The sequence below is a fragment of the Ideonella sp. FW305-24 genome (assembly GCF_058788035.1).
In genome coordinates this window covers 90,295-112,699 of sequence record NZ_JBYTAI010000006.1, presented here as the reverse complement: position 1 = coordinate 112,699, position 22,405 = coordinate 90,295, and the positions used below count along the sequence as shown (strand labels likewise).

The 22,405-nt window shown below is 68.0% G+C and carries 21 protein-coding genes; 15 read left to right on the top strand and 6 right to left on the bottom strand.

All coding sequences use genetic code 11. The annotated features are described in order from the left end of the window. Nucleotides 1-201 precede the first annotated feature (201 nt). Genes AC3WR5_RS17685 through AC3WR5_RS17675 form a run of 3 tightly spaced genes read right to left on the bottom strand, consistent with a single transcriptional unit; the run spans nucleotide 202 to nucleotide 3,135 of the window. The gene (locus AC3WR5_RS17685; protein ID WP_492485978.1) at nucleotides 202-1,653 is read right to left on the bottom strand and encodes an NAD(P)(+) transhydrogenase (Re/Si-specific) subunit beta; all 1,452 of its coding nucleotides are present in this window, start codon (nucleotides 1,651-1,653) and stop codon (nucleotides 202-204) included. Continuing rightward, nucleotides 1,653-1,970, bottom strand: coding sequence for an NAD(P) transhydrogenase subunit alpha part 2 (locus AC3WR5_RS17680; protein WP_325649461.1), 318 nt, complete (start codon nucleotides 1,968-1,970; stop codon nucleotides 1,653-1,655). Before AC3WR5_RS17680 ends, AC3WR5_RS17685 begins: the two co-directional genes overlap by 1 nt. A gap of 22 nt (nucleotides 1,971-1,992) precedes the next feature. Then, a complete protein-coding gene (locus AC3WR5_RS17675) occupies nucleotides 1,993-3,135 on the bottom strand; it encodes a Re/Si-specific NAD(P)(+) transhydrogenase subunit alpha (RefSeq protein WP_492485977.1) in 1,143 nt (380 codons plus the stop codon). A gap of 202 nt (nucleotides 3,136-3,337) precedes the next feature. On the opposite strand from AC3WR5_RS17675, the gene AC3WR5_RS17670 reads away from it, so the two are divergent. The 4 genes from AC3WR5_RS17670 to AC3WR5_RS17655 all read left to right on the top strand — a co-directional run bounded on the left by AC3WR5_RS17670 (nucleotide 3,338) and on the right by AC3WR5_RS17655 (nucleotide 6,836). Beyond that, nucleotides 3,338-3,838, top strand: coding sequence for an NUDIX hydrolase (locus AC3WR5_RS17670; protein ID WP_492485976.1), 501 nt, complete (start codon nucleotides 3,338-3,340; stop codon nucleotides 3,836-3,838). A 33-nt stretch (nucleotides 3,839-3,871) separates the two neighbouring features. Next, nucleotides 3,872-4,984: a tRNA 2-thiouridine(34) synthase MnmA gene (gene mnmA, locus AC3WR5_RS17665; protein ID WP_492485975.1), complete on the top strand. Its 1,113-nt coding sequence runs from the start codon at nucleotides 3,872-3,874 to the stop codon at nucleotides 4,982-4,984. A gap of 101 nt (nucleotides 4,985-5,085) precedes the next feature. Next, nucleotides 5,086-5,478, top strand: a complete 393-nt coding sequence (locus AC3WR5_RS17660) for a helix-turn-helix domain-containing protein (RefSeq protein WP_492485974.1) — start codon at nucleotides 5,086-5,088, stop codon at nucleotides 5,476-5,478. Between the two features lie 176 nt (nucleotides 5,479-5,654). Next, nucleotides 5,655-6,836: a type II toxin-antitoxin system HipA family toxin gene (locus AC3WR5_RS17655; RefSeq protein WP_492485973.1), complete on the top strand. Its 1,182-nt coding sequence runs from the start codon at nucleotides 5,655-5,657 to the stop codon at nucleotides 6,834-6,836. Nucleotides 6,837-6,882: 46 nt separating this feature from the next. Here AC3WR5_RS17655 and AC3WR5_RS17650 read toward each other — a convergent pair whose 3' ends face one another. Next, nucleotides 6,883-7,464 carry a thioredoxin fold domain-containing protein gene (locus tag AC3WR5_RS17650; RefSeq protein ID WP_141287720.1) on the bottom strand — a complete coding sequence of 194 codons (582 nt, stop codon included), beginning with the start codon at nucleotides 7,462-7,464 and terminating at the stop codon, nucleotides 6,883-6,885. 230 nt (nucleotides 7,465-7,694) lie between these two features. Here AC3WR5_RS17650 and AC3WR5_RS17645 point away from each other — a divergent pair, with 230 nt between their 5' ends. The 4 genes from AC3WR5_RS17645 to AC3WR5_RS17630 all read left to right on the top strand — a co-directional run bounded on the left by AC3WR5_RS17645 (nucleotide 7,695) and on the right by AC3WR5_RS17630 (nucleotide 12,341). Continuing rightward, nucleotides 7,695-9,038 carry an efflux RND transporter periplasmic adaptor subunit gene (locus AC3WR5_RS17645; protein ID WP_492485972.1) on the top strand — a complete coding sequence of 448 codons (1,344 nt, stop codon included), beginning with the start codon at nucleotides 7,695-7,697 and terminating at the stop codon, nucleotides 9,036-9,038. Nucleotides 9,039-9,041: 3 nt separating this feature from the next. Beyond that, nucleotides 9,042-9,764, top strand: coding sequence for an ABC transporter ATP-binding protein (locus AC3WR5_RS17640; protein WP_492485971.1), 723 nt, complete (start codon nucleotides 9,042-9,044; stop codon nucleotides 9,762-9,764). Nucleotides 9,765-9,901: 137 nt separating this feature from the next. Further along, entirely contained in the window at nucleotides 9,902-11,059 is a 1,158-nt protein-coding gene (locus AC3WR5_RS17635; RefSeq protein ID WP_141288235.1) for an ABC transporter permease, read from the top strand. Between the two features lie 109 nt (nucleotides 11,060-11,168). Further along, a complete protein-coding gene (locus AC3WR5_RS17630) occupies nucleotides 11,169-12,341 on the top strand; it encodes an ABC transporter permease (RefSeq protein ID WP_492485970.1) in 1,173 nt (390 codons plus the stop codon). Nucleotides 12,342-12,416: 75 nt separating this feature from the next. On the opposite strand, the gene AC3WR5_RS17625 is transcribed toward AC3WR5_RS17630, so the two are convergent. Beyond that, the gene (locus tag AC3WR5_RS17625) at nucleotides 12,417-14,009 is read right to left on the bottom strand and encodes a beta propeller repeat protein (protein WP_492485969.1); all 1,593 of its coding nucleotides are present in this window, start codon (nucleotides 14,007-14,009) and stop codon (nucleotides 12,417-12,419) included. 207 nt (nucleotides 14,010-14,216) lie between these two features. On the opposite strand from AC3WR5_RS17625, the gene AC3WR5_RS17620 reads away from it, so the two are divergent. The 6 genes from AC3WR5_RS17620 (at nucleotide 14,217) to AC3WR5_RS17595 (ending at nucleotide 19,941) form a co-directional block, all read left to right on the top strand. Further along, complete coding sequence (locus tag AC3WR5_RS17620; protein ID WP_492485968.1) at nucleotides 14,217-14,471, top strand: FitA-like ribbon-helix-helix domain-containing protein; 255 nt, start codon at nucleotides 14,217-14,219, stop codon at nucleotides 14,469-14,471. Further along, nucleotides 14,468-14,887, top strand: coding sequence for a type II toxin-antitoxin system VapC family toxin (locus tag AC3WR5_RS17615; protein WP_141288239.1), 420 nt, complete (start codon nucleotides 14,468-14,470; stop codon nucleotides 14,885-14,887). The genes AC3WR5_RS17620 and AC3WR5_RS17615 overlap by 4 nt, the downstream gene beginning before the upstream one ends. A 345-nt stretch (nucleotides 14,888-15,232) precedes the next feature. After that, nucleotides 15,233-17,560 carry a putative bifunctional diguanylate cyclase/phosphodiesterase gene (locus AC3WR5_RS17610; protein WP_492485967.1) on the top strand — a complete coding sequence of 776 codons (2,328 nt, stop codon included), beginning with the start codon at nucleotides 15,233-15,235 and terminating at the stop codon, nucleotides 17,558-17,560. Nucleotides 17,561-17,656: 96 nt separating this feature from the next. After that, the gene (locus AC3WR5_RS17605; protein WP_492485966.1) at nucleotides 17,657-18,430 is read left to right on the top strand and encodes a molybdate ABC transporter substrate-binding protein; all 774 of its coding nucleotides are present in this window, start codon (nucleotides 17,657-17,659) and stop codon (nucleotides 18,428-18,430) included. Next, entirely contained in the window at nucleotides 18,427-18,924 is a 498-nt protein-coding gene (locus AC3WR5_RS17600; RefSeq protein ID WP_231010614.1) for an Rrf2 family transcriptional regulator, read from the top strand. The genes AC3WR5_RS17605 and AC3WR5_RS17600 overlap by 4 nt, the downstream gene beginning before the upstream one ends. Before the next feature lie 126 nt (nucleotides 18,925-19,050). Beyond that, nucleotides 19,051-19,941, top strand: coding sequence for an NAD(P)/FAD-dependent oxidoreductase (locus AC3WR5_RS17595; protein ID WP_231010615.1), 891 nt, complete (start codon nucleotides 19,051-19,053; stop codon nucleotides 19,939-19,941). A gap of 4 nt (nucleotides 19,942-19,945) precedes the next feature. On the opposite strand, the gene AC3WR5_RS17590 is transcribed toward AC3WR5_RS17595, so the two are convergent. After that, entirely contained in the window at nucleotides 19,946-21,358 is a 1,413-nt protein-coding gene (locus AC3WR5_RS17590) for an MFS transporter (RefSeq protein ID WP_492485965.1), read from the bottom strand. Between the two features lie 108 nt (nucleotides 21,359-21,466). On the opposite strand from AC3WR5_RS17590, the gene AC3WR5_RS17585 reads away from it, so the two are divergent. After that, nucleotides 21,467-22,402, top strand: a complete 936-nt coding sequence (locus AC3WR5_RS17585) for a LysR family transcriptional regulator (protein WP_492485964.1) — start codon at nucleotides 21,467-21,469, stop codon at nucleotides 22,400-22,402. Nucleotides 22,403-22,405: the final 3 nt, after the last annotated feature.

The window sequence follows — 22,405 nt, the reverse complement described above, 5'->3', positions numbered from 1 at the left end:
TCCATGTCCAACCCCCTATTTTGTCCTGCGCCGCTGCGCTGCAGCATCGGTGGATTCGATAGCGCAGGAGAACACGCGGGCCGGGGCTTGCCCGCGGGTCTTGGCAAATGCCTGTCCTGGGCCTGCAAGTGCTGTGCGCACTGCGCGGCCCGGTCAGCAAAAAGCCGGGCAATGCCCGGCCGTTGAGGTGAGCGGCCGGGTCTACTCGATGGCCTTCACCATGTCTTCGACGACCTTCTTCGCATCGCCGAACACCATCATCGTCTTGTCCATGTAGAACAGCTCATTGTCCAGCCCGGCGTAGCCGGCCGCCATCGAGCGCTTGTTGACGATGATGGTCTTGGCCTTGTAGGCCTCCAGGATGGGCATGCCGTAGATCGGCGAGCCCTTGGTCAGCGCCGCAGGGTTCACCACGTCGTTGGCGCCCAGGATGATGGCCACGTCGGCTTGGCCGAACTCGCCGTTGATGTCTTCCATCTCGAAGACCTGGTCGTAGGGCACCTCGGCCTCGGCCAGCAGCACGTTCATGTGGCCCGGCATGCGCCCGGCAACAGGGTGGATGGCGTACTTCACCGTGATGCCCTTCTCGGTCAGCTTCGCGGCCAGTTCCTTCACCGCATGCTGCGCGCGCGCCACCGCCAGGCCGTAGCCCGGCACGATGACCACCGTCTCGGCATTGCCCAGTACGAAGGCCGCGTCGTCGGCGCTGCCGCTCTTCACGCTGCGCTGCACGGCGCTGCCGGCTGCGGCCGCAGTGGCGTCGCCCCCGAAGCCGCCCAGGATCACGTTGAAGAACGAGCGGTTCATCGCCTTGCACATGATGTAGCTCAGGATCGCGCCCGAGCTGCCCACCAGCGAGCCGGCAATGATCAGCATGCTGTTGTCCAGCGAGAAGCCGATGCCGGCCGCCGCCCAGCCCGAGTAGCTGTTGAGCATCGAGACGACCACCGGCATGTCGGCGCCGCCGATCGGGATGATGATCAGCACGCCCATCGCGAAGCCCAGCGCGCAGATCAGCGCGAAGTCCAGCGTGCTCTGCGAGTGCCAGAAGCCGAACATGAAGAACAGCGAGGCCAGGCCCAGCGCCAGGTTCAGCCAGTGCTGGCCAGCAAAGGTCACCGGCGCGCCCTGGAACAGGCGGAACTTGTACTTGCCGCTGAGCTTGCCGAACGCGATCACCGAGCCGGAGAAGGTCACCGCGCCGATGAAGGCGCCCAGCGCCAGCTCGATGCGGTTGCCGCCAGGGATCGGCGGCACGGTGCCGTCGGCCGCCTTCGCGACGATGCGGAAGGCATACGGCTCGGCGACGACGGTGGCTGCGATGAACACTGCCGCCAGGCCGATCATGCTGTGCATGAAGGCCACCAGCTCCGGCATCTTGGTCATCTCGACCCGCTTGGCCATGATGGACCCGGCGCTGCCGCCGACCACCAGGCCCAGCAGCACCCAGCCCAGGCCGGCCGTGGCCGACAGCCCGGCATCGCCCGCCAGCTTGAAGATCAGCGCCGCCGTGGTCAGCACCGCGATCGTCATGCCGGTCATGCCGAACAGGTTGCCGCGGATCGACGTGGTGGGATGGCTCAGGCCCTTCAAGGCCTGGATGAAGCAGACGCTCGCAATGAGGTACAGCAATGTCACCAAGTTCATGCTCATCACGCACCCTCCTTCGCCGGCGTCTTGCGCTCTTTCTTCTTGAACATCTCCAGCATGCGCCGCGTGACCAGGAAGCCGCCGAAGACGTTGACCGCTGCCAGCGTCACCGCCAGCACGCCCATGGCCTTGCCGGCCGGCGTTTCAGTGAGGGCCGCTGCCAGCATCGCGCCGACGATGACGATGGCCGAGATCGCGTTGGTCACCGCCATCAGCGGCGTGTGCAGCGCAGGGGTCACGGTCCAGACCACGTGGTAGCCGACATAGATGGCCAGCACGAAGATGATCAGGTTGGTGAGGGTGGGGGAAATGACGTCCATGGGTGTTCTCCTCGCAGGCCGCTCAGGCTTTTTTGACTTCGCCGTTCTGGGTCATCAGGCACGCGGCCACGATGTCGTCGTCCAGCGGCACCTGGAAGCCCGCTTCCTTGGTCAGCACCAGCTTCAGGAAGTCCAGCACGTTGCGGGCGTACAGCGCGCTCGCATCGGCCGCCACCAGCGCCGGCAGGTTGGTCTCGCCGATGAGGGTCACGCCGTGTTTCATCACGGTCTTGCCGGCTTCGGTCAGCGGGCAGTTGCCGCCCGCTTCACCATTCGGGCCGTTGGGGCCCTTGCCGGCTGCGATGTCGACGATCACCGAGCCCGGCTTCATCGCCTTGACCATCTCCTCGGTGATCAGCACCGGCGCGGCGCGGCCGGGGATCAGCGCGGTCGAGATCACCACATCGGCCGCGGCCACGCGCTTGGCCACTTCGACCTGCTGGCGCGCGAGCCACGAAGGCGGCATCGGCCTGGCATAACCGCCCACGCCGACCGCGGCTTCCTTCTCCTCGGCCGTCTCGTAGGCCACGTCGATGAACTTGGCGCCCAGCGACTCGACCTGCTCCTTCACCGAAGGCCGCACGTCCGAAGCCTCGATCACCGCGCCTAGCCGCTTGGCCGTGGCAATCGCCTGCAGCCCGGCCACGCCCACGCCCAGGATCACGACACGCGCGGCCTTCACGGTGCCGGCTGCCGTCATCAGCATCGGGAAGAAGCGTTGGTACTGGTTGGCGGCCATCATCACGGCCTTGTAGCCGGCGATGTTGGCCTGCGAGGACAGCACGTCCATGCTTTGCGCACGTGTCGTGCGCGGCGCGGCTTCCAGCGCGAAGCTGGTCACGCCCGCGGCGGCGATCTGCGCCAGGCCGGCCTTGTCGAAGGGGTTCAGCATGCCAACCAGTGCGGCGCCGGGCTTCATCAGCCCCAGTTCTTCCTGCGAGGGCCGCTGCACCTTGAGCACCAGCTCGGCACCAAAGGCGGCATTGCGGTCGACGATGGTGGCGCCGGCCGCCTCGTAGGCTGTGTCCGTCACGCTGGCCGCCAGGCCCGCGCCGGACTGCACGTTCACCGCATGGCCCTGGGCCACGAACTTCTTCGTCGTCTCGGGCGTCACGGCGACGCGCGTCTCCCCCGCTGCTGTCTCAAGCGGTACACCAATCAGCATGGATCTCTCCTCTCCAACGCCTGGAATCTGTGCAGCGGCCGAAGTGGGTTCCTTGCCTGCCTGCTGCTTGCTCTGACATTCAGCTTACAGGAGATAAGGAGAGGCGCCGGCATGCGAAAGACGTGGGTGTCGCGCGCTCGCCGCGAGGCCCCCTAGAACCCGTTGCCGCACGTGTCGCGGAGCCGCCGGATACCATCGCGCAATGCCTGAAGACCGCTGGAAACCAAGCGTCACCGTGGCCGCCATCATCGAGCGTGAAGGCCGCTACCTGCTGGTCGAGGAACACACCTCGCAAGGCCTGCAACTGAACAACCCCGCCGGCCACCTGGAGCCCGGCGAATCGCTGCCCGAAGCGGTCGCCCGCGAAGCCCTGGAAGAGACCGCCTGCCCCTTCGTGCCAGAGGCATTGGTGGGCGTCTACCTGGCCCGTCTGGTGCATGCGCGCACCGGCGAAGACATCCACTACCTGCGCTTCGCTTTTTGCGGCGCGGTGGGCGAGCCCGAGCCTGGCCGCGCGCTGGACGTACCGGTCGTGCGCACCCTCTGGTTGACGCTAGAAGAGGTGCGCGAAAGCGCCACCCGCCACCGCAGCCCGCTGGTGCTGCAGTGCATCGAAGAACATGCCGCTGGCCGGCGCTTTTCGATGGACACGCTGGTCACCGATGAAAGCGTGCGGCGGCTGGGGCCATTGCTGCACAAATAAGCACGACCGTTCGATCTTTTTACAATGCGAAATATGACGCCACAACGTGTGGTCGTCGGCCTGTCCGGCGGCGTCGATTCCGCGGTCTCCGCCTGGCTCCTGAAACAGCAGGGCCACGAGGTCGTCGGCATCTTCATGAAAAACTGGGAAGACGATGACGACAGCGAATACTGTTCGTCCAACATCGACTTCGTCGACGCCGCCGCCGTGGCCGACGTGCTCGGCATCGAGATCGAGCATGTCAACTTCGCCGCCGACTACAAGGACCGCGTCTTCGCCGAATTCCTGCGCGAATACCAGGCCGGCCGCACGCCCAACCCGGACGTGCTCTGCAACGCCGAGATCAAGTTCAAGGCCTTCCTGGACCACGCGATGCGGCTCGGGGCGGAAAAGATTGCGACGGGGCACTACGCCCGTGTGCGTGACCTGAACGGTCAGCATCAACTCCTGAAAGGCCTGGACCCGCTGAAGGACCAGAGCTACTTCCTGCACCGCCTGAACCAGGCCCAGCTCGCCAAGACGCTGTTCCCGGTCGGCGAGCTGCCCAAGACCGAGGTGCGCCGCCTGGCCGAGGAAATCGGCCTGCCCAACGCGAAGAAGAAGGACTCCACCGGCATCTGCTTCATCGGCGAACGCCCGTTCCGCGAGTTCCTGAACCGCTACCTCAGCCATGCCCCCGGCCCCATCCTGGACGACCGCGGCCGCCAGCTCGGCGAACACGTGGGCCTGAGCTTCTACACGCTGGGCCAGCGCCAGGGCCTGGGCATTGGCGGGGTCAAGGATGGAAGGAGGCCCGCCACCAGCGAGCACCTGCCCTGGTACGTCGCCCGCAAGGACCTCGAGCGCAACACGCTCTACGTCGTGCAAGGCCACGAACACCCCTGGCTGCAGTACCGCAGCCTGGTGGCCGCCGATACCAGCTGGGTCGCCGGCGCTGCGCCCACCGCCGGCCAGCTAGGCGCCAAGGCCCGCTACCGCCAGGCCGATGCCGCCTGCACCCTGGCCGAAGGCGCCGGCACCGGTTTCGCGCTGAACTTCACCGATCCCCAATGGGCCGTCACCCCGGGCCAGTCCGCCGTGCTGTACGACGGCGAGGTTTGCCTGGGGGGCGGGGTGATTGCGAGTGCGGAGTTGATGGCGGGCTGATCCGGTTTGGGGCGTAGCTTGACGAATGCTCGTTAAATCGAGCATTAATGACGTGCGGCTCGATTTAACGAGCAATCTGGTGGAAAAGTCGCCAGCTCGCTATGATGTTCGTCAAATCGAGGATTGATCTCTTAATGCTCGATTTAACGAGCATGAAAGTCGCCCAATCCACTGTTTTATCCGAAAGCCAGTTGGCCCAAAGTGCCGAACTCGGGCAGCGTTTGGCCCGGCTGCGGCTGGCACGTAAGGTCAAGCAGACCGACGCCGCATTGCGCGCTGGTTTGTCTCGCAACACCGTCTACCGGCTCGAAAAAGGCGATCCAGGCCTGGCCATTGGCCAGGTGCTTCGTTACCTGGAAGCCATTGCCCCCGGCAGCACGCTGGCCGATCTGATGACCGAGGCCGATCCCGCGCTGGCTGCGCTGCAGGTGCGCGAACGCTCCAGGCGCGTGCGCGGCCTGAGCGCTGCCGAACTGGAAGCGCTGAACTTCTGAACTCTCAGACGATGGCCGCCCGCGAATCCAGACTCACGGCCTTCATGCACCTGGATACCGCTTGGGCGCCGTGCGGTCAACTGCTGTTGACCGAGGAGGGCGACCGTCTGCTTGCGTCCCGCTTTGCTTACGGCTTGAACTACCTCAGACGCAACGATGCCCAGGAAGTTGACCCCGTGAGCCTCGGCATCTCGGACCGGGCGGCGGTGCAGGGCAAGCAGTTGTTGCCGGTCCGGAACCTGCCATTTTTCGGCGGCATCCGGGATGCGGCACCCGACGCATGGGGCCGGCGCGTGATCGAGGCCAAGCTCAAGGTGCCGGCCAACAGCCTGCCCGAGTCGCAGTACCTGCTGCATGCTGGCAGCGAGCGGGTCGGTGCGCTGGACATTCGCAGTGGCCTCGACCAGGGCCCGGCCGCAGGGGTTGGCGGATGGCACACGCTGGCGCACTTGCTGGAGGCGGCTGATCGCATCGAGGAAGGGCAGCCCGTGCCCGCAAACTTGGAAGCCATCTTCATGGCCGGTACAGCGCTCGGCGGCGCGCGGCCCAAGGCTTCCGTGCGAGACGAAGCGGGTGTGCTCTGGCTGGCCAAATTCGCCAGCACGCACGACAGCTTCGACGTGCCCGGCATCGAATGCGCCGCCCTGCAATTGGCAGGTGTCGCAGGGCTGAATGTGCCCCCGGTGCGGACGCTGATGCTGGGCCAGCGCCGCGTCATGCTGATCCGTCGCTTCGACCGCTTCTGGGCCGCGCCGGGTACTGCCGTGGATGCCAAAGACGACCTCCTGGCAACGACTCCCGGCGAAGACCGAGCCGAACATCGCATGGCCTTCGTCAGCGGGCTCACCATGCTGGCCTGCGACGAAACAGAGTCACGCACCAAGGCCTATGCCGACCTGGCCGAGGCGGTGCGGCGCCACTGCCACCCCAGCGTGATTCGCCAGGACAACGAAGAACTGTTCAAGCGCATGGTCTACAACATCCTCGTCAGCAACGACGACGATCATCTGCGCAACCATGGCTTTGTCTGGGACGCACGGCTGCCGGGCTGGCGGCTCAGTCCGCTGTACGACGTGCTGCCACGCGCCAGCCTCTCGACCGAGCGCTTCCTGCACCTCGGCGTTGGCCCGCAAGGCCGCCTTGCCACGCTGGACAACGCGCTCGCTTCGCATCCCAGGTTCACGCTGTCACAGGCCCGGGCAAGTGAATTGATGGCCCAGGTGTGGCGCGCAACCCGCGAGTGGCGCGTCGCCTTCGAGTCCTCGGGCGTCTCGGACCTGGAGCAGAACAAGATCGCCCCGGCCTTTCGCCACATCGACGACGTCTCCGCGCCAGGCTTGCGCAAGCTGCTGCCTTGACCCACGAAACGCGGGCCGATTTCAGCAAGCGTCAGCCCTTGCCGCTTTACAGCCCCACCATGCCTGCCAGCTGTGCCGTCTCCAGCGCCCCCGTCTGGCTGCCGTATTCGCCCGTCTTGCTGTTGCGGAAGACGATCAGCGGGACACTGTCCACGCCCATTTGATCGAACAAGGCCATGTTGGCCTTGACCTTGGCGAGCACGGCGTCGCCTGCGTTGGGGTTCACTTCGATGCCGCCCTGGCGCGCCATCAGCCGGGTTTCGTTCAGCTCCATCGCGGCGACCGGGTCGGTGGCGGCGAGGATGGTGGCGCCCTGGGTGAGCGACTGCGGGCGCAGGTAGGGCACCGGCACCCAGACCATCTTCAGCTTGCCGTGCAGCGGCTTGGACTGTTCCCACAGGTGGCCGCAGTGCGGGCAGGTGGTGTCGAAGTAGACGTAGACGGTGTTGGCCGCCATCACCGGGCCGACGGTGAAGCCCTGGGCCTTGGCCGACAGCTCGTAGGCCTGCTGCGGGTTGAGCTTGGTGGCCGAAGGCGCTGCGGCCTGGGCCGGCTTCTCGCTACAGGCGGCCAGGCCGGCGGCCAGCAGCATGCTCGAGGTCTTGAGGGCGAAGTGTCGACGGTTCACTGCGATGTCCTTGGGAAAACGGATGGAAATGGCGCGCTGCCGCGGCTGTGACTGCCGCTGCTAGATTTGGTTTCAACGATTATCCGCAGGCTTTGGCCGACCCGCCGCCGGGCGGCTGCCTCGGGCCGACGAACGGCGCGCATGACGGCGGCGTGACTTTCGCGCTCCCGCTCCCATGGCATGCTCGCAGTTCCGCCTTCGTGGCTGACGCAGCGCATGCTGCCCGTTCCATGGCCGATGCTCAAGCCCCGCTGACGAACGACCCCACGGCTGCCAACACGCCGACATCCGCGCCCGCCGCGGCACGGCTTGCCGGGCTGAAGATCCAGCGTGGCGGCCCGCAAGGCGGCCGTCGCAGGCGGCGGCGCTGGCCCGCAGCGGTGGCGGTGATCGTTGCGGCCGGCGTGTTCTGGCTGGTGCTGGTGCCGCGCCGGGCCGAAGTGCAGGTCACGCCGGTGCAGACGGCCTATGCCTCGCAGCAATACCAGCAGCTGGCCGCCTCCGGCTACGTGGTGGCGCAGCGCAGGGCCGCGGTCGCCTCCAAGGCCACGGGCCGGCTGATGGAGCTGACGGTGCGCGAAGGCAGCGTGCTGAAGAAGGGCGACCTGATCGCCAGGGTCGACGCCAGCGACGTGGCGGCCAACCTCGTCGTCAGCCAGGCCGGTGCGCGCCAAGCCGAGGCCGCACACAAGCAGGCCGAGGCCGCGCTCACGCTGGCCCAGGTCCAGCAGGCCAATGCCGACGATGACCTGAGGCGCGTGCAGGGCCTGGCCGCGCAGAGCTTCGTCTCGGCCCAGGCGGTGGACGCTTCGCTGACCAAATCCCGCGCCGCCCAGGCCAACACCGCCGCCGCCCGCGCCGCGGTGGAAACCGCCCGCGCCGCCATTGGCCAGGCCCGCGCGCAAGTCCAGGTGCAGCAGGTCAACCGCGACTCCACCGACATCCGCGCCCCGTTCGACGGCGTGGTGCTGGTCAAGAACGCCAACGTCGGCGACCTGATCACGCCCTTCTCCAATGCCTCCGGCACCTCGGCCGCGGTGGTCACCATGGCCGACATGGGCACGCTGGAGGTCGAGGCCGATGTGTCCGAATCCAGCGTCGCCAAGGTCAAGCCGGAACAGCCGGTCGAGATCACGCTGGACGCCATTCCCGACACCCGCTTCCGCGGCAGCGTCGCCCGCATCGTGCCCACGGTGGACCGTGCCAAGGCCACGGTGATGACCAAGATCCGCTTCGAGCAGCTGGACCCGCGCGTGCTGCCCGAGATGAGCGCCAAGGTCACCTTCCTGTCGCAGGCCGTCAGCGCCGAGCAGCAAAAGCCGCTGCAGGCGGTCAACCCCAAGGCCATTGCCGAGCGCAACGGCAAGCAGGTCGTCTTCCGCATTGGCGAGGGCGACCAGGTCGAGGCCGTGCCCGTCACACCCGGCCGCCAGCTCGGCGAGCTGCGCGAGGTGGGCGGCAGTGGCGGCGCCAGCGGCTTGAAAACCGGCGACAAGCTGGTGCTCTCGCCGCCCGAGAAGCTGCAGGCCGGCCAGAAGGTCAAGCTGGTCACCGCGGCGCCGGGCGCGAAATAAGCCATGAGCGATCCGTCACCAGACAACGCAGGCCATGCCGCCGCGCCGCTGATCCGCATCCGCTCGCTGTCCAAGGCCTACCGGCGCGCCGGCCAGGCCATTCCGGTGCTGCTGGACATCCACCTGGACGTGATGGCCGGCGAATTCGTCGCGCTGATGGGCCCTTCGGGCTCGGGCAAGAGCACCTTGCTGAACCTGATCGCCGGCATCGACCAGCCCAGCAGCGGCACCATCGAAATTGGTGGCGTGGACATCGCCACCCTCAGCGAGGGCGAGCTGGCCGACTGGCGCGCCGCCAACGTCGGCTTCATCTTCCAGTTCTACAACCTGCTGCCGGTGCTCACCGCGTTCGAGAACGTCGAGCTGCCGCTGCTGCTCACCTCGCTCTCGGCCCGCGAGCGCGGCGAGCGGGTGGACGCGGTGCTGGACATGGTCGGCCTGACCGACCGCGCCGACCACTACCCCAACGAACTCTCCGGCGGCCAGCAGCAGCGCGTGGCGATTGCCCGCGCGCTGGTGACCGACCCGGCGCTGATCGTCGCCGACGAACCCACCGGTGACCTGGACCGCACGACAGGCGGCGAAGTGCTGGCGCTGATGGACGCGCTGGTGCGCGACCTCGGCAAGACCATCGTGATGGTCACGCACGACCCGAAGGCCGCCGCGCGTGCGCAGCGCATGGTGCACCTTGAAAAGGGTGTGCTGGTCGATGAGGTGACTGAATGACCCACCCCCGAGCGCCTGCGGCGCTCCCCCTCAAGGGGGCGCAACCAGCGGCCCGGCAAAGCCGGATCCGCGGCTGCCGCTGGGTTGAGTCTTCGCATCGCCTGCCGGGCGTCGGCATGCCGCGTGGGACGCATTGAATGTTCTTGCTCAAGCTCCTGTTGCGCAACGCCTTCCGCCACAAGCTGCGAACGGCGCTGACCATCGTCGGCCTGGTCGTCGCCGTCAGCGCGTTCGGCCTGCTGCGCACGCTGATCGGCGCCTGGTATGCCGGCGTGGAGGCCAGCTCCAGCACGCGGCTGGTCTCGCGCAGCGCCATCTCGCTGACCTTCTCGCTGCCCATCAGCTACGCCCAGCGCATGAAGGCCATTGACGGCGTGACGACCATCAGCTGGGCCAACTGGTTCGGCGGCATCTACCAGAGCGAGCGCAACTTCTTCCCGCAGTTCGCGGTGCATGCCGAAACCTACCTGAAGCTCTACCCCGAATACGTGCTCAAGGAAGAAGAGAAGATCGCCTTCCTGAAGGACAGGCAGGGCGCCATCGTCGGCCGCAAGCTGGCCGAGACCTACGGCTGGAAGATCGGCGACCAGATTCCCCTGCGCGGCACCATCTACCCCGGCACCTGGACCTTCACGCTGCGCGGCATCTGGGACGGCGCCGAGAAGAAGACCGACGAAGGCCAGATGCTGTTCCACTACGAGACCATCAACGAGTTCATCCGCAAGCGCGCGCCGCTGCGGGCTGACAACACAGGCGCCTTCATCCTCGGCATCGACCAGCCGCAGAACGCCGCGCTCATCGCCCGCGCGGTCGACGCCGAGTTCAAGAACTCGCTGGCCGAAACCCTCACCGAAACCGAAGCCGCCTTCCAGCTCAGCTTCGTCTCGATGAGCGAAACCATCCTCGCCGCGATCCAGGCCGTCAGCTACATCATCGTCGTCATCATCATGGCGGTGATGGCCAACACCATGACCATGACCGCCCGCGAGCGCCTGGCCGAATACGCCACGCTCAAGGCCCTGGGCTTCTCGCCCGGTTTTGTCGTCAAGCTGCTGTTCGGCGAAAGCCTGGTCATCTGCCTGATCGGCGGCCTGCTGGGCGTGCTCGTCACCTTCCCCGCGGTGCATGCCATTGCCAAGGTGCTCGGCTCCTTCCTGCCCGCCTTCGAGATCACCGCGCTGACCATGGGCCAGCAAATGCTCGCCGCACTGATCGTCGGCGTGGTCGCCGCCGCCTGGCCCGCCTGGCGCATGAGCCGGATCGACATCGTGCAGGGCCTGCGCCATGTGGGGTGACGGCACACCCGGCCGCGGCGTACCGCGTCCACCCTCCGAGAGGGTGCTCAGGCCGCTTGGGAGCGGCCCGGCGCCGGCCTGAGCCCGCCGCCTCCACGGTCGCGATCAAATGAAACAGATACCTCTGAGCTACATTGCCCGGAACCTGTGGGTGCGGCGCGTGACCACGCTGCTCACTGCCGGCGGCATGGCGCTGGTCGTCTACACCTTCGCCACCGTGCTGATGATGAGCGAAGGCATCCGCGCCACGCTGGTCGCCACCGGCCGGCCGGACAACGTCATTGCGCTGCGCCGCGGCGCCGGTGCCGAGATCAACAGCGGCGTGGACCGGGCCCAGGCCAACCTGCTGGCCACGCTGCCGGACCTGGCCATCGGCCTGGACGGCCTGCCCATGATCAGCAAGGAAATGGTGGTGCTCAACTCGCTGCCCAAGCGCGGCAGCGGCACGCCCAGCAACGTCAGCATGCGCGGCACCGGGCCCACTGGCCTCGCGCTGCGCCCGCAGGTCAAGCTGACGGCCGGCCGCTTCTTCCGTCCCGGCACGGCGGAGATCGTCGTCGGCAAGGCCGTCGCCACGGGCTTCGAAGGCACGCAGCTCGGCCAGCGCCTGCGCTTTGGTGGGCGCGACTGGGAGATCGTCGGCGTGATGGACGGCGCCCACACCGCCTTCGACAGCGAGATCTGGGGCGATGCCGAACTGATGATGCAGGCCTTCCGCCGCAACGCCTTCTCCATCGTGCTGTTCCGCCTGTCAGACCCGGCCGGCGGCCTGGCCCATGTGCAGTCCCAGCTCACTGGCGACCCCCGTGTCACCGTCGAGCTCAAGCCAGAGATCCGCTTCTACGAGGAGCAGAGCGAAGCCCTGGTCAAGTTCATCACCATCCTCGGCACGGCGCTGTCCATCATCTTCAGCATCGGCGCCATCGTCGGCGCCATGATCACCATGTTCGCTGCCGTCGCCCAGCGCACCGGCGAGATCGGCACCCTGCGCGCACTCGGTTTCCGCCGCGGTGCCGTGCTCATCGCCTTCCTGGCCGAGAGCCTGCTGCTCAGCCTGGTCGGCGGCCTCCTCGGCTTGGCCGGCGCCAGCCTGATGCAAACCGTCAACATCAGCACCACGAACTTCCAGACCTTCGCCGAGTTGGCTTTCACCTTCCGCCTCACCCCCGGCATCGCCATCCAGACGCTGGTCTTCGCTCTCTTCATGGGCTTCATCGGCGGCTTCATTCCGGCTTGGCGGGCAGCGCGGCTGAAGATTGTGGATTGCCTGCGGGCAGCTTGATGGAAATCGCCTTAGCCGCCCGTACATGCACCGGCAAACCCGTTTCGACGTTCATTCAGCTGTGTCGCCGCCAGGTCATTGTGGTCGCGGCCACTCCACTTGCCATGTGTTTCCTTCGTCGTTGGTGGATTGAAGTCGAGAGCCTGTATACACAAAGACCCTGCCTGCCGAAAAATTGATGCTCAGTGGCAAGGTGACTTCAAAAGGCTTGCCAGTCTTGATCCAGGACTTGCCGCCATCGGTAGTGCGTGAGAGCGCCATGGCGACGGAACTCCAACCTGTGCTCACGTTTTCGATGCTGTAGCCGGACTGCGCATCCACAAACCTCGTGACGGCGCCTGCAGAATGTTCGCCGCGTCGCCAAGATTTACCGTTGTCATTGGAGAAGTCTGCATAGACGCTCAGGCCATTCATTCGCTCTCGGACCAACATGTTCCCGGATGTGCGGTAGATTGCCCGCCCCCAGAAATCAAGTTCCTCTTTGCGGATTGCCAGCGTTGCCGGGTCGATGACATACAAATCCGCGGTGCGCGAGATGCCTGCGTGGTTGACCCACGCAAGCAGCGCATTTCCGTCGAAAAAGAACGCTGGCGCTGTGTCCCCACCCACGGGGGCTGGCGTTGCCGAAACTGCCCGCGCGGTGCGCAGCTGCGAAGCTTCATCGGTGAGCAGGATCTGTTGCTCGGCCGCGGCGGCAAAGACCACTGGCGACACGCCGCCGCGAAACTTCTGAGCCAGCACTGCCAAGCCATGCTCTCCAACAGGCTCTACGGCTGTGATTTGGGCTCCGCTTGGCAACGCGTCCGGTGTCCAATGCCCCTCCTTGTCTCGGATGTAGTACCTCGCGCTGTCTGTCGCTGCGAACAAGCGGCCATCCGACAGCAGGCGAACGGCCGTGATGTTGTCCGCGCTACCGGTGGACGAGGTGGTCCAGCGACCGTCTTGGCCTCGTTCGTGCACCAAGCCCAATGGCGTCCCCAGGAAGACCCGCCCGTCTTGCGGGAAGTCCAACGCAATTCGGGTGCTCTTTGTGCGCACCAGCGATTCCGCAGACTTGCGTTCGGCTTCGCTGGAGGCACGGTCCCAACTGCGGCTCGGCATGGCGTTCAAACGCCGCTGAGAGTCGGAATCGAGGTCGGCAATGGTCGTGGCGAGCGCAGTTTGATCTGCGATCACGGCGTTGACTGGCTTGTCGCCAGAAGACGAGAGGATCACGCCAAGATTGGTGAGCTCTCCTGCGCCAACCGTGAAAGTATCTGCTTCGCTGCCTTGCCGATCGTCAGACGACATGGCATTGATGACAGCGCCGGCCAGCCAGCCGAAGTTGGTGACGTTGGCACCATCCGCAGCCAAGCCATCGAACTTGTATGTGCCCGCGGGTATTGCGCCGGTGAAGATCGAGTATTGGGTGCCTGACGAGGCTTGATCGACAAGGGTCAGAGCTTTGCCCGTGGTGATGTTTTTGATTCGCATCACCGTCCACTTTGCGTTTGTGAAACTGACACGTTGCAAATTCGTGATCTTCACCAATACGATGCCGTGGCCGCTTGCCACTTCGGTTGGAAGCTTGGCTGCGGTAATTGGCGGCGGCGGCGTGGCGCAGCCGGCAGCAACCAGACTGACCAACAATGGAATCGCGGCTCGGCGGGCAAATGAAAGAACGGACATGGGCGTCTGAGAAGTTTGATTTCACCCAAAGTTGGGCGCAGGAACCATAACAGTTCTTTACAAAGTGTCCCGGCGATTGAAAAACAAGCGGGCGGATGTGGACCTTCAAATGTGTCAGCCGCAGCGAGGTCTCGGCTTGAGGGGAGGCGGATGTGCATGCATTTTGATAGGATGCATGCGTCCCCTTGCTCTCCTGAAAGGTCTTTTATGGCGATGCTGACCGTCCGCAACATCTCCGACGAACTGCATCGCGCGCTGCGCGCGCGCGCCTCTCTGCACGGCAACAGCATGGAAGCCGAGGTGCGCGAGATCCTGGAGTCCGCCGTCAGCCCGGAAGGCCGGGTCAAGTTGGGCTCCCTGCTCGTTGACATTGGTCGGCAGGCGAAGCTGACCGACGAAGAATTTGCAGTCTTCGATCAGGTGCGCAACAAGGCGCCGGCCAATCCGCCGAGCTTCGAATGATCCTGCTGGACACCAACGTGGTGTCGGAGCCCATGCGCCCGGCACCCGAGGCCCGCGTGATCGAGTGGATCAACGCCCAGTCGCTGGACACCCTGTTTCTGTCCGCCATCACGGTCGCCGAGTTGCGCGCCGGGTTGGCGCTCCTGCCCGCAGGCAAGCGCCGCACCGGCCTGCAGGGAAACCTGGAGACACGAGTGTTGCCGCTCTTCGCTGGCCGCGTGCTGCCCTTCGATCTGGCTTGCACCCAGGCCTACGCGGCGCTGATGGCCAAGGCGCGCGCGGCGGGGCTGGCCATTGCCAGCGCAGACGGGTACATCGCAGCCATCGCCGCGGCCAACAACTTGGCGGTCGCCACCCGTGACACCCGTCCCTTCGAGGCAGCGGGCGTGGCGGTCATTAACCCTTGGACTGCTTGAAGGCCGGACCATGATGAGCGTGGGCTGGATCGACGACCTCGATTTCGATGCGCCGGCCCAGCGGCAAGGTGGCAGGCCGGCCCCTTTCTACGAGCCGGCAATGGGTTCAAGGGTTCGTCGTCGATCCAGCGCTGGTAGATATCTTCAGTAACGGCGTCTCACCCGGCATGCCCGCGCTGGATTCGAATCAACCTGGTGGATCCTGGCGGGCGGCGTCCCCTCGAAAGGGGTCAACCCCGGGGTCTCATCCCACGATGTCGTGATGGAATTGGCTGAGCGACCTGACCGGGGTGCTGGTGGCATCCGCAGCCTGCCGCGTTGCACCCACACTCCGGCACCCGTGCCATGACCAGCCCCCGCCCCTTCACCCCCCGCAGCGTGCGCGACGGCATGGCCGCGCTGTATGGCGCCGCTGGCGCCGAAGCGGCGCGCCTGCGCGGTGCGCAGCTCAATGCGGTGGTGCGGCTCACGCCGTTCACGATGGTGGCCAACGTGGGCAGTGCGTCGGTGGTGCTGTGGGTCTTCCGTGGCGCCATCCCGCCTGGCATGTGGCTGTGGTGGCTGGTCATCCTGGCAATGTCGGGGCTGGCCACCTTCCGGTGGTGGCGCATGCGGGGCCAGGTGCTGGAACGGGCGTCGCGGCGGGCGCTGCACCATGCCACCCTGCAGGCGGCCTTGCTGTCGGGCGCCTGGGCGTTCATGCTGATCTGGTTCCCATCCGCCAGCACGGCGCAGCAGCTCGCGCTGGCCACGCTGGTCACCGGCATGCTGGGCGCCGGCACCTTCGTGCTGGCCAGCCTGCCCTGGGCCTGCATGGCCTACGCCGCGATCTACATGTTCGCCTCGACCTCGGCCCTGTGGCTGGCGGGTGATCCGCTGTATGCCGGCGTGGCGGTGCTGCTGATGCTGTACACGCCGACCGTGGTGCTGGGCGCGCTGTTCAGCTGGCACAAGGGCACGGCACAGTTCCATGCCGAGGCCCAGGCAGTGCAGCGCGAGCGGCTGCTGGCGGTGTTGCTGCAGGACTTCGAGCAGCATGCCGGCGAGGCCCTGTGGGAGTTCGGGCGCGATGGCTGCATCAGCCATCCGTCGTCGCGCCTGGCAGAACTGCTGGAGACGGCCGAGACCGAGTTCCGTGCGCAGCCGCTGGTCAGCCTGATCGCCCGGCGCAGCCCGGCAGCAGCCGTGGCGCTCCAGCGGGCCCTCGACGCCGGCCGGCCGTTTCGCGACCTGCAGCTCACGCTCGACTGTCCCAGCGGGCCGCGCCACCTCAGGCTCAACGGCAAGTGCCTGCTGGACGAAGAAGGCCGGCTGCAGGGCTGGCGCGGTGTGATGGCCGACGCCACCGACTCGGTGGAGGGCGAGCGCCGCCTGCGCGAGCTGGCCAGCACCGACTCGCTGACCGGCCTGGCCAACCGGCTCACGCTGCGCCAGGCCTTGTCCGAGCAGTTGCGCGAGGGCCGCCGCGGCGCCTTGCTGAGCATTGACCTGGACCGCTTCAAGGCCGTCAACGACAGCCTGGGCCACAGCGCGGGTGACGAATTGCTGAAGCTGGTGGCCGAGCGGCTGCGCGCCTGCCTGCGCCCCGGCGACCTGATCGCCCGGCTGGGCGGCGACGAATTCGCGGTGCTGATGGGCCACGCCGAACCGGGCCCGGATGCGGGCGCCCTGGCCGAGCGGCTGATCAAGGCGCTGGCCAGGCCCTTCGACCTGCAGGAGCGGCACCAGCAGGTGGGCGCGAGCGTGGGCGTGGCGCTGCTGGATGGCTCGGTGGCCGGCGTGGACGAACTGCTGGTGCAGGCCGACACGGCGCTCTACGACGCCAAGGCCGCCGGCCGCGGCCGCCACACCGTCTATTCCGACGCGCTGGGCGAGCGCAGCCGGCGCCGCCTGGCCATCGAACACGGGCTGCGCCATGCCATTGCCCAGGGCGAGCTGGCGCTGCACTGGCAGCCCAAGGTGCACATCCGGGACTGGCAGATCGTCGGCGCCGAAGCCCTGATGCGCTGGCAGCATCCGACGCTGGGCCCGATCTCGCCGCTGGAGTTCATTCCGGTGGCCGAGCAATGTGGGCTGATCGGCGCGCTGGGCCAGTGGGGCCTGCGCGAGGCCTGCCGGGCCGCGGCCGGGCCGCTGGCGGGGCTGCGGGTGTCGGTCAATGTCTCGGCGCTGCAGCTCAAGGAAGAGCGCTTCGTGGACTGTGTGCGCGAGGTGTTGGCAAGCTGCGCGCTGCCGGCCACCATGCTGGAGCTGGAGATCACCGAATCGGTGTTCATCGACAACGCCCAGGGCGCGCTGAGCCAGCTGCACGCGCTGCATGCGCTGGGGGTGCAGATCGCGCTGGACGACTTCGGCACCGGCTACTCCTCGCTGGCCTATCTGCGCCGCTTCCCGTTCGACACGCTGAAGATCGACCGCGCCTTTGTCAACGAGGTGCTGCTGCGCGAGGACGCCCGCATCATCGTGCGCACCATCGCCCAGATGGCCACCGCGCTGGGCATGAGCACCGTCTGCGAAGGCGTCGAATCGGCCCAGCAACTGGCTGCGGTGAGCCAGGCCGGCTGCGAGCAGATCCAGGGCTACCTGGTCTCCAAGCCCCGCACGCTGGCCGAGTTCGTGCAGCTGCGCCAGGACTGGCACCGCCTGCCGCCAATCACTGCACAGCTGCACTGAGCCGCCGGGTTCGGGCAAACGCAGCGCACGGGCCGGCGGCCTGCCTACACTGCTGGCCACCGCCTGCTAGAAGGCGATGACCCCACAGGAGCCTGAATGAACCCGCGTGCCGTGATCGCCTTCCTTGTTGCCGCGGCGGCCTGTGCCTCCGCAGCCCATGCGGCAGAGCTGAAGATCCTGTCGGCCGGCGCCTTCAAGCCCGTGCTGCTGGCGCTGAAGCCGGGCTTCGAACAGCAGACCGGCCACACGCTGAAGATCGAGAACGACACCGCGGGCGCGCTGCAGAAGCGGGTGTTGGCGGGCGAGGCGTTTGACCTGCTGTTCTCCAGCCCGGCGTCGATGCAGCCGCTGCAGGCAGCCGGCAAACTCGCCAGCGAACAGCCCACGCCGGTCGCGCGCGTGGCCATTGGCGTGGCGGTGCCACGCGGCGCGCCGCTGCCGGACATCGGCACGGTCGAGGCCTTCCGCCAGCTGCTGCTGTCGGCCCGGCACGTGGCCTACATCGACCCGGCTTCGGGCGGCTCCAGCGGCATCTACCTGGACCAGCTGTTCCAGCGGCTGGCCGTGGCACCGCAGGTGCGGGCCAAGGCGGTGCTGGTCAATGGCGGGCTGGTGGCGGCCAAGCTGGTGGACGGCTCGGCCGATGTGGCGATCCACCAGATCAGCGAGATCCTGGCGGTGCCCGAAGCAGTGCTGGTCGGCCCGCTGCCGGCCGAGATCCAGAACTACACGGTGTATGCCGCGGCACTGCCGCCGGCCGCTGCGGCCAGCGCTGCGCACAGCGAGGCCGTCAGGGCCTTGCTCGCGGCGCTGCAGTCGCCCGGCACGGATGCGATCCTCGCGGCCAAAGGCATGGAGCGCGCGCCTTGAGGACCGACAGCCGCCTGTCGCGCATGCTGCACGTGCTGCTGCACATGGCGCGGGACGACCAGCCGATGACCTCGGAGCGCATCGCGCAGATGCTGGGCACCAACGCGGCTGTCGTGCGGCGCACACTGGCCGGCCTGCGCCAGGCCGGTTTCGTCCGCTCGGAGAAGGGCCACCAGGGCGGCTGGATGCTGGCGGCGAACCTGAAGGACATCACGCTGCTGGACGTGCACAACGCGGTGGGTGGCCCCAGGCTGTTCGCCATCGGCGCGGACCACGCCAACCCCAGTTGCGCGGTGGAGCGGGTGGTCAATGGCGCGGTGGCCGGCGCGCTGCAGCAGGCGGAGGCGCTGCTCGTCGAGCGCCTGGGCGCGGTGACGCTGGCCGACCTGGCCGGCGAGTTCGACACGCTGTGCCGCGGCCAACCCGCGCCGCACGGCGAGCACGCGGCCAAGGCCACGCCCGCAGCGCCGGCCCGCGCCCGCCGCAAGGCCTGAGACGGTGTGAGCGGCCGGGCCGCCGCCCCGGTCTTCTTTCCGCCAAGCCCTCACGCATCACTTGCTGCGCATCATCAAGTAACATTAAAAGTATCGTGACTTGGCCTCATGGCCCGGAAGGCGCACATGGACTGCGACGTGATCATCATTGGCGGCAGCTATGCCGGCCTGTCTGCCGGGCTGCCACTGGCCCGCGCGCGGCGCTCGGTGCTGGTGGTCGACGCCGGCGAGCGTCGCAACCGCTTTGCACCGCACGCGCACGGCTTCCTGACGCAGGACGGCGTGCCGCCGGCGGACATCGCCGCCGAAGGCCGCGCGCAGCTGATGGACTACACCACGGTGGACTGGCTCAACACCGAGGTGAGCGCGGTGCGCACCCTGCCCGAAGGCTTCGAGGTGGCGCTGCGCCACGGCGCCCCGCGCCGCGCGCGCCGGCTGATCCTCGCGGCGGGCGTGCGCGACGAACTGCCAGCTTTGCCCGGTCTCGCCGAGCGCTGGGGCCTGCAGGTCTTCCACTGCCCGTATTGCCACGGCTACGAGCTGCACGAGGGGGCGGTGGGCGTGCTGGCCGTCTCCGAGCTGTCGCTGCACCAGGCGCTGATGCTGCCGGATTGGGGCGCCACCTGCCTGTTCCTGAACGACAGCTTCGAGCCCACGGCCGAGCAGCTGGCACAGCTGCAGGCGCGCCGCGTGGACCTGGTGCGCGGGCCGGTGGCCCGCCTGGCCGGCGAGCGGCTGACGGTGGTGATGCGGGACGGCCGCAGCTTCGCGCTGGACGGCCTGTTCATTGCCACGCGCACGCACCCTTCGCCGCTGGCCGCGCAGCTCGGCTGTGAGATGGCCGAAGGCCCGATGGGCCGCTTCGTGAAGACCGACGAGATGAAGGCCACTTCGGTGCCCGGCGTGTTCGCCTGCGGCGACCTCGCGCGGCCCACCGGTTCGCTGCCGCTGGCCGTGGGCGACGGCGCGATGGCCGGCGTGGCGGCGCACCGCTCGCTGATGTTCGGGCTGGGCTGACGGATCAGGCGCTGGCCTGCCTGCGCAGCGACAGCGCCAGCCCTGCGGCCACCAGCCCGGCGGCGACCGCGAACGTGACCCGCATGCCATGCGCCACGGCGTCGGGCGTGGCCGTGCCCAGGTCCTCCGCGCCCGCGGCCCACGCGAACACCGCGCCCATCAGAGAAGCGCCGGTGATCAGGCCCAGGTTGCGCGCCAGGTTCAGCAGGCCGGAAATCACGCCGCGCTGGTCGGCGGCGACCTGGGCCATGACGGCGGTGTTGTTGGCGGCCTGGAACAGCGCGTAGCCGACGGTGAGCAAGGCCAGCGGCGCGACGTAGCCGGCCACGCCGAAGGCAGCCGGCGCCAGGCACAGCGCGAGGCAGCCGGCCACCATCGCAGCCAGGCCGACACTGCACATGCGCGCAGCGCCGAAGCGGTCCACGCTGCGGCCGGCCGGCACGCCGGTGAAAGCGGAGACGACCGGGCCGGCTGCCAGCACCAGGCCGACCAGGGCGGCGCCCAGGTGCATGCTGCGGGTCAGGTAGAACGGGCCGACGACAAAGGTCGTCATCATCACGGTCGACACCAGCGCACTCATCGCCAGGCTGGCACGCAGCGCCGGCTCGCGGAACTTCGCGAGGCGGATCAGCGGCGACGCGGCACGGCGCTCGGCCGCGACGAACAGTGCAGCGCCGAGTGCAGCGGCCAGCAGCAGCGCCAGGTTCAGCGCGCCGAAATGGCCGCGGCCCAGCGTCATCGCCAGCGCATAGGCGGCCAATGTGAGTGCCAGCAGCAGCGTGCCAGCGTGGTCAAAACCCGGGCGGTTCGTGGCCGGCCGGTCCGCCGGCAGGTGGCGCTGCACCAGCCACAGCGCCAGTGCGCCCAGCGGCAGGTTGACGAAGAAGATGGCCTGCCAACCGAAGTGTGCGATCAGCACGCCGCCCAGCGACGGGCCCAGCGCGGTGCCCACGGCGGACATCGTGCCCAGCAGCCCCATCGCCGCGCCGGTGCGCGACTTGGGCACGGCTTCGCCGACGAGGGCCATCGTCAGCGCCAGCATCACCGCCGCACCCAGCCCTTGCGCGGCGCGCGCGGCCAGCAGCTGCCCCAGGCCTTGCGCCAGGCCGCACAGGCCCGAGGCCACGGTAAACAGCGCGATGCCGGCCATCAGCAGCCGGCGCCGGCCCAGCAGGTCGCCCAGCCGGCCCACGCTGACCAGCAGCGTGGTGCTGGCCAGCAGGTAGGCCAGCACGACCCACTGCACCTGCTGGAACGCCGCGTGGAAGGCCTCGGCGAGCGTGGGCAGCGCGACGCTGGCGATGCTGGTGCCCAGCGAGGGCAGCAGCATGCCCAGCGCGAGGCTGGCCAGCACCCAGCGCAGGGAAGCGGGCAGCGCAGCTTGAGGGGTTGCGACGGTGGGGGTGGACAGGTTCATCGGCATGTCCTGAAGATAGGCCGGTCGCTGGCATGGCGGAAGGCGCAGCAGTTGCACTTCATTGATGCACGACGCGCCCTATCATGGCTGGCACGCTGCGAACCTCCCATGGCCCGACCCGACCTGAACCTGCTCGTCACGCTGGACGTGCTGCTCACCGAAGGCAGCGTGGCCGCCGCCGCGCGCCGGCTGCGGCTCAGTCCTTCGGCAATGAGCCGGGCGCTGGCGCGGCTGCGCGAAGCCACCGGCGACCCGCTGCTGGTGCGCGCCGGGCGGGGGCTGGTGGCCTCGCCGCGGGCGCTCGAGCTGCGCGAGCAGCTGGGCCCGCTGGTGCAGGCGGCCGAGGCCGCGCTGCGGCCGCAGAAGCCGCTGCAACTGGACCAACTGCAGAAGACCTTCACGCTGCGCAGCCGCGAGGGCTTTGTCGAGGGCTTCGGCCCTGCGCTGCTGGCCCGCATCGCCCGCGAGGCGCCCGGCGTGCACCTGCATTTCCTGCCCAAGCCGGACAAGGACAGCGCGCCGCTGCGCGACGGCAGTGTGGACCTGGAGGCTGGCGTGGTGGGCGACAGCACCGGCCCGGAGGTGCGTGCGCAGGCGCTGTTCCGGGACCGCTTCGTTGGCGTGGTGCGCGCCGGACATGCGCTGGCCCAAGGTGGCGAGGTCACGCTGGCGCGTTACCTGGCTTGCCGGCACATCGAGGTCGCTCGCCGCGCCGGCCCGGTCGGCCGGCATGGGCCGGTGGACGAGGCACTGGCCGCGTCAGGCCAGGCGCGCGACATCGCCACCACGGTGGCCGGCTTCTCAGCCGCGCTGGCGCTGGCCCAGGCCACCGAGCTGGTGGCCAGCGTGCCCGAGCGCCACGCCGCAGGGCTGCACGGCGGCATGCACCGCTTCGCGCTGCCGTTCACCGTGCCGCCGCTGACGGTCTCGCTGCTCTGGCATCCGCGCCTGGAGGCCGACCCGGCACAGCGGTGGCTGCGCGGCTGCGTGCGGGAAGTGGTGGCCGAGGTGCTGGGCGGCGACCCGCTCAGCTTTCCCGGTTGAACC

What these genes read in the sequence shown, in the direction of transcription:
- AC3WR5_RS17685 (WP_492485978.1), bottom strand. Translation starts at nt 1,653, where the DNA reads ATGAGCATGAACTTGGTGACATTGCTGTACCTCATTGCGAGCGTCTGC.
- AC3WR5_RS17680 (WP_325649461.1), bottom strand. Translation starts at nt 1,970, where the DNA reads ATGGACGTCATTTCCCCCACCCTCACCAACCTGATCATCTTCGTGCTG.
- AC3WR5_RS17675 (WP_492485977.1), bottom strand. Translation starts at nt 3,135, where the DNA reads ATGCTGATTGGTGTACCGCTTGAGACAGCAGCGGGGGAGACGCGCGTC.
- AC3WR5_RS17670 (WP_492485976.1), top strand. Translation starts at nt 3,338, where the DNA reads ATGCCTGAAGACCGCTGGAAACCAAGCGTCACCGTGGCCGCCATCATC.
- mnmA (WP_492485975.1), top strand. Translation starts at nt 3,872, where the DNA reads ATGACGCCACAACGTGTGGTCGTCGGCCTGTCCGGCGGCGTCGATTCC.
- AC3WR5_RS17660 (WP_492485974.1), top strand. Translation starts at nt 5,086, where the DNA reads ATGATGTTCGTCAAATCGAGGATTGATCTCTTAATGCTCGATTTAACG.
- AC3WR5_RS17645 (WP_492485972.1), top strand. Translation starts at nt 7,695, where the DNA reads ATGGCCGATGCTCAAGCCCCGCTGACGAACGACCCCACGGCTGCCAAC.
- AC3WR5_RS17640 (WP_492485971.1), top strand. Translation starts at nt 9,042, where the DNA reads ATGAGCGATCCGTCACCAGACAACGCAGGCCATGCCGCCGCGCCGCTG.
- AC3WR5_RS17635 (WP_141288235.1), top strand. Translation starts at nt 9,902, where the DNA reads ATGTTCTTGCTCAAGCTCCTGTTGCGCAACGCCTTCCGCCACAAGCTG.
- AC3WR5_RS17630 (WP_492485970.1), top strand. Translation starts at nt 11,169, where the DNA reads ATGAAACAGATACCTCTGAGCTACATTGCCCGGAACCTGTGGGTGCGG.
- AC3WR5_RS17625 (WP_492485969.1), bottom strand. Translation starts at nt 14,009, where the DNA reads ATGTCCGTTCTTTCATTTGCCCGCCGAGCCGCGATTCCATTGTTGGTC.
- AC3WR5_RS17620 (WP_492485968.1), top strand. Translation starts at nt 14,217, where the DNA reads ATGGCGATGCTGACCGTCCGCAACATCTCCGACGAACTGCATCGCGCG.
- AC3WR5_RS17615 (WP_141288239.1), top strand. Translation starts at nt 14,468, where the DNA reads ATGATCCTGCTGGACACCAACGTGGTGTCGGAGCCCATGCGCCCGGCA.
- AC3WR5_RS17610 (WP_492485967.1), top strand. Translation starts at nt 15,233, where the DNA reads ATGACCAGCCCCCGCCCCTTCACCCCCCGCAGCGTGCGCGACGGCATG.
- AC3WR5_RS17605 (WP_492485966.1), top strand. Translation starts at nt 17,657, where the DNA reads ATGAACCCGCGTGCCGTGATCGCCTTCCTTGTTGCCGCGGCGGCCTGT.
- AC3WR5_RS17595 (WP_231010615.1), top strand. Translation starts at nt 19,051, where the DNA reads ATGGACTGCGACGTGATCATCATTGGCGGCAGCTATGCCGGCCTGTCT.
- AC3WR5_RS17590 (WP_492485965.1), bottom strand. Translation starts at nt 21,358, where the DNA reads ATGAACCTGTCCACCCCCACCGTCGCAACCCCTCAAGCTGCGCTGCCC.
- AC3WR5_RS17585 (WP_492485964.1), top strand. Translation starts at nt 21,467, where the DNA reads ATGGCCCGACCCGACCTGAACCTGCTCGTCACGCTGGACGTGCTGCTC.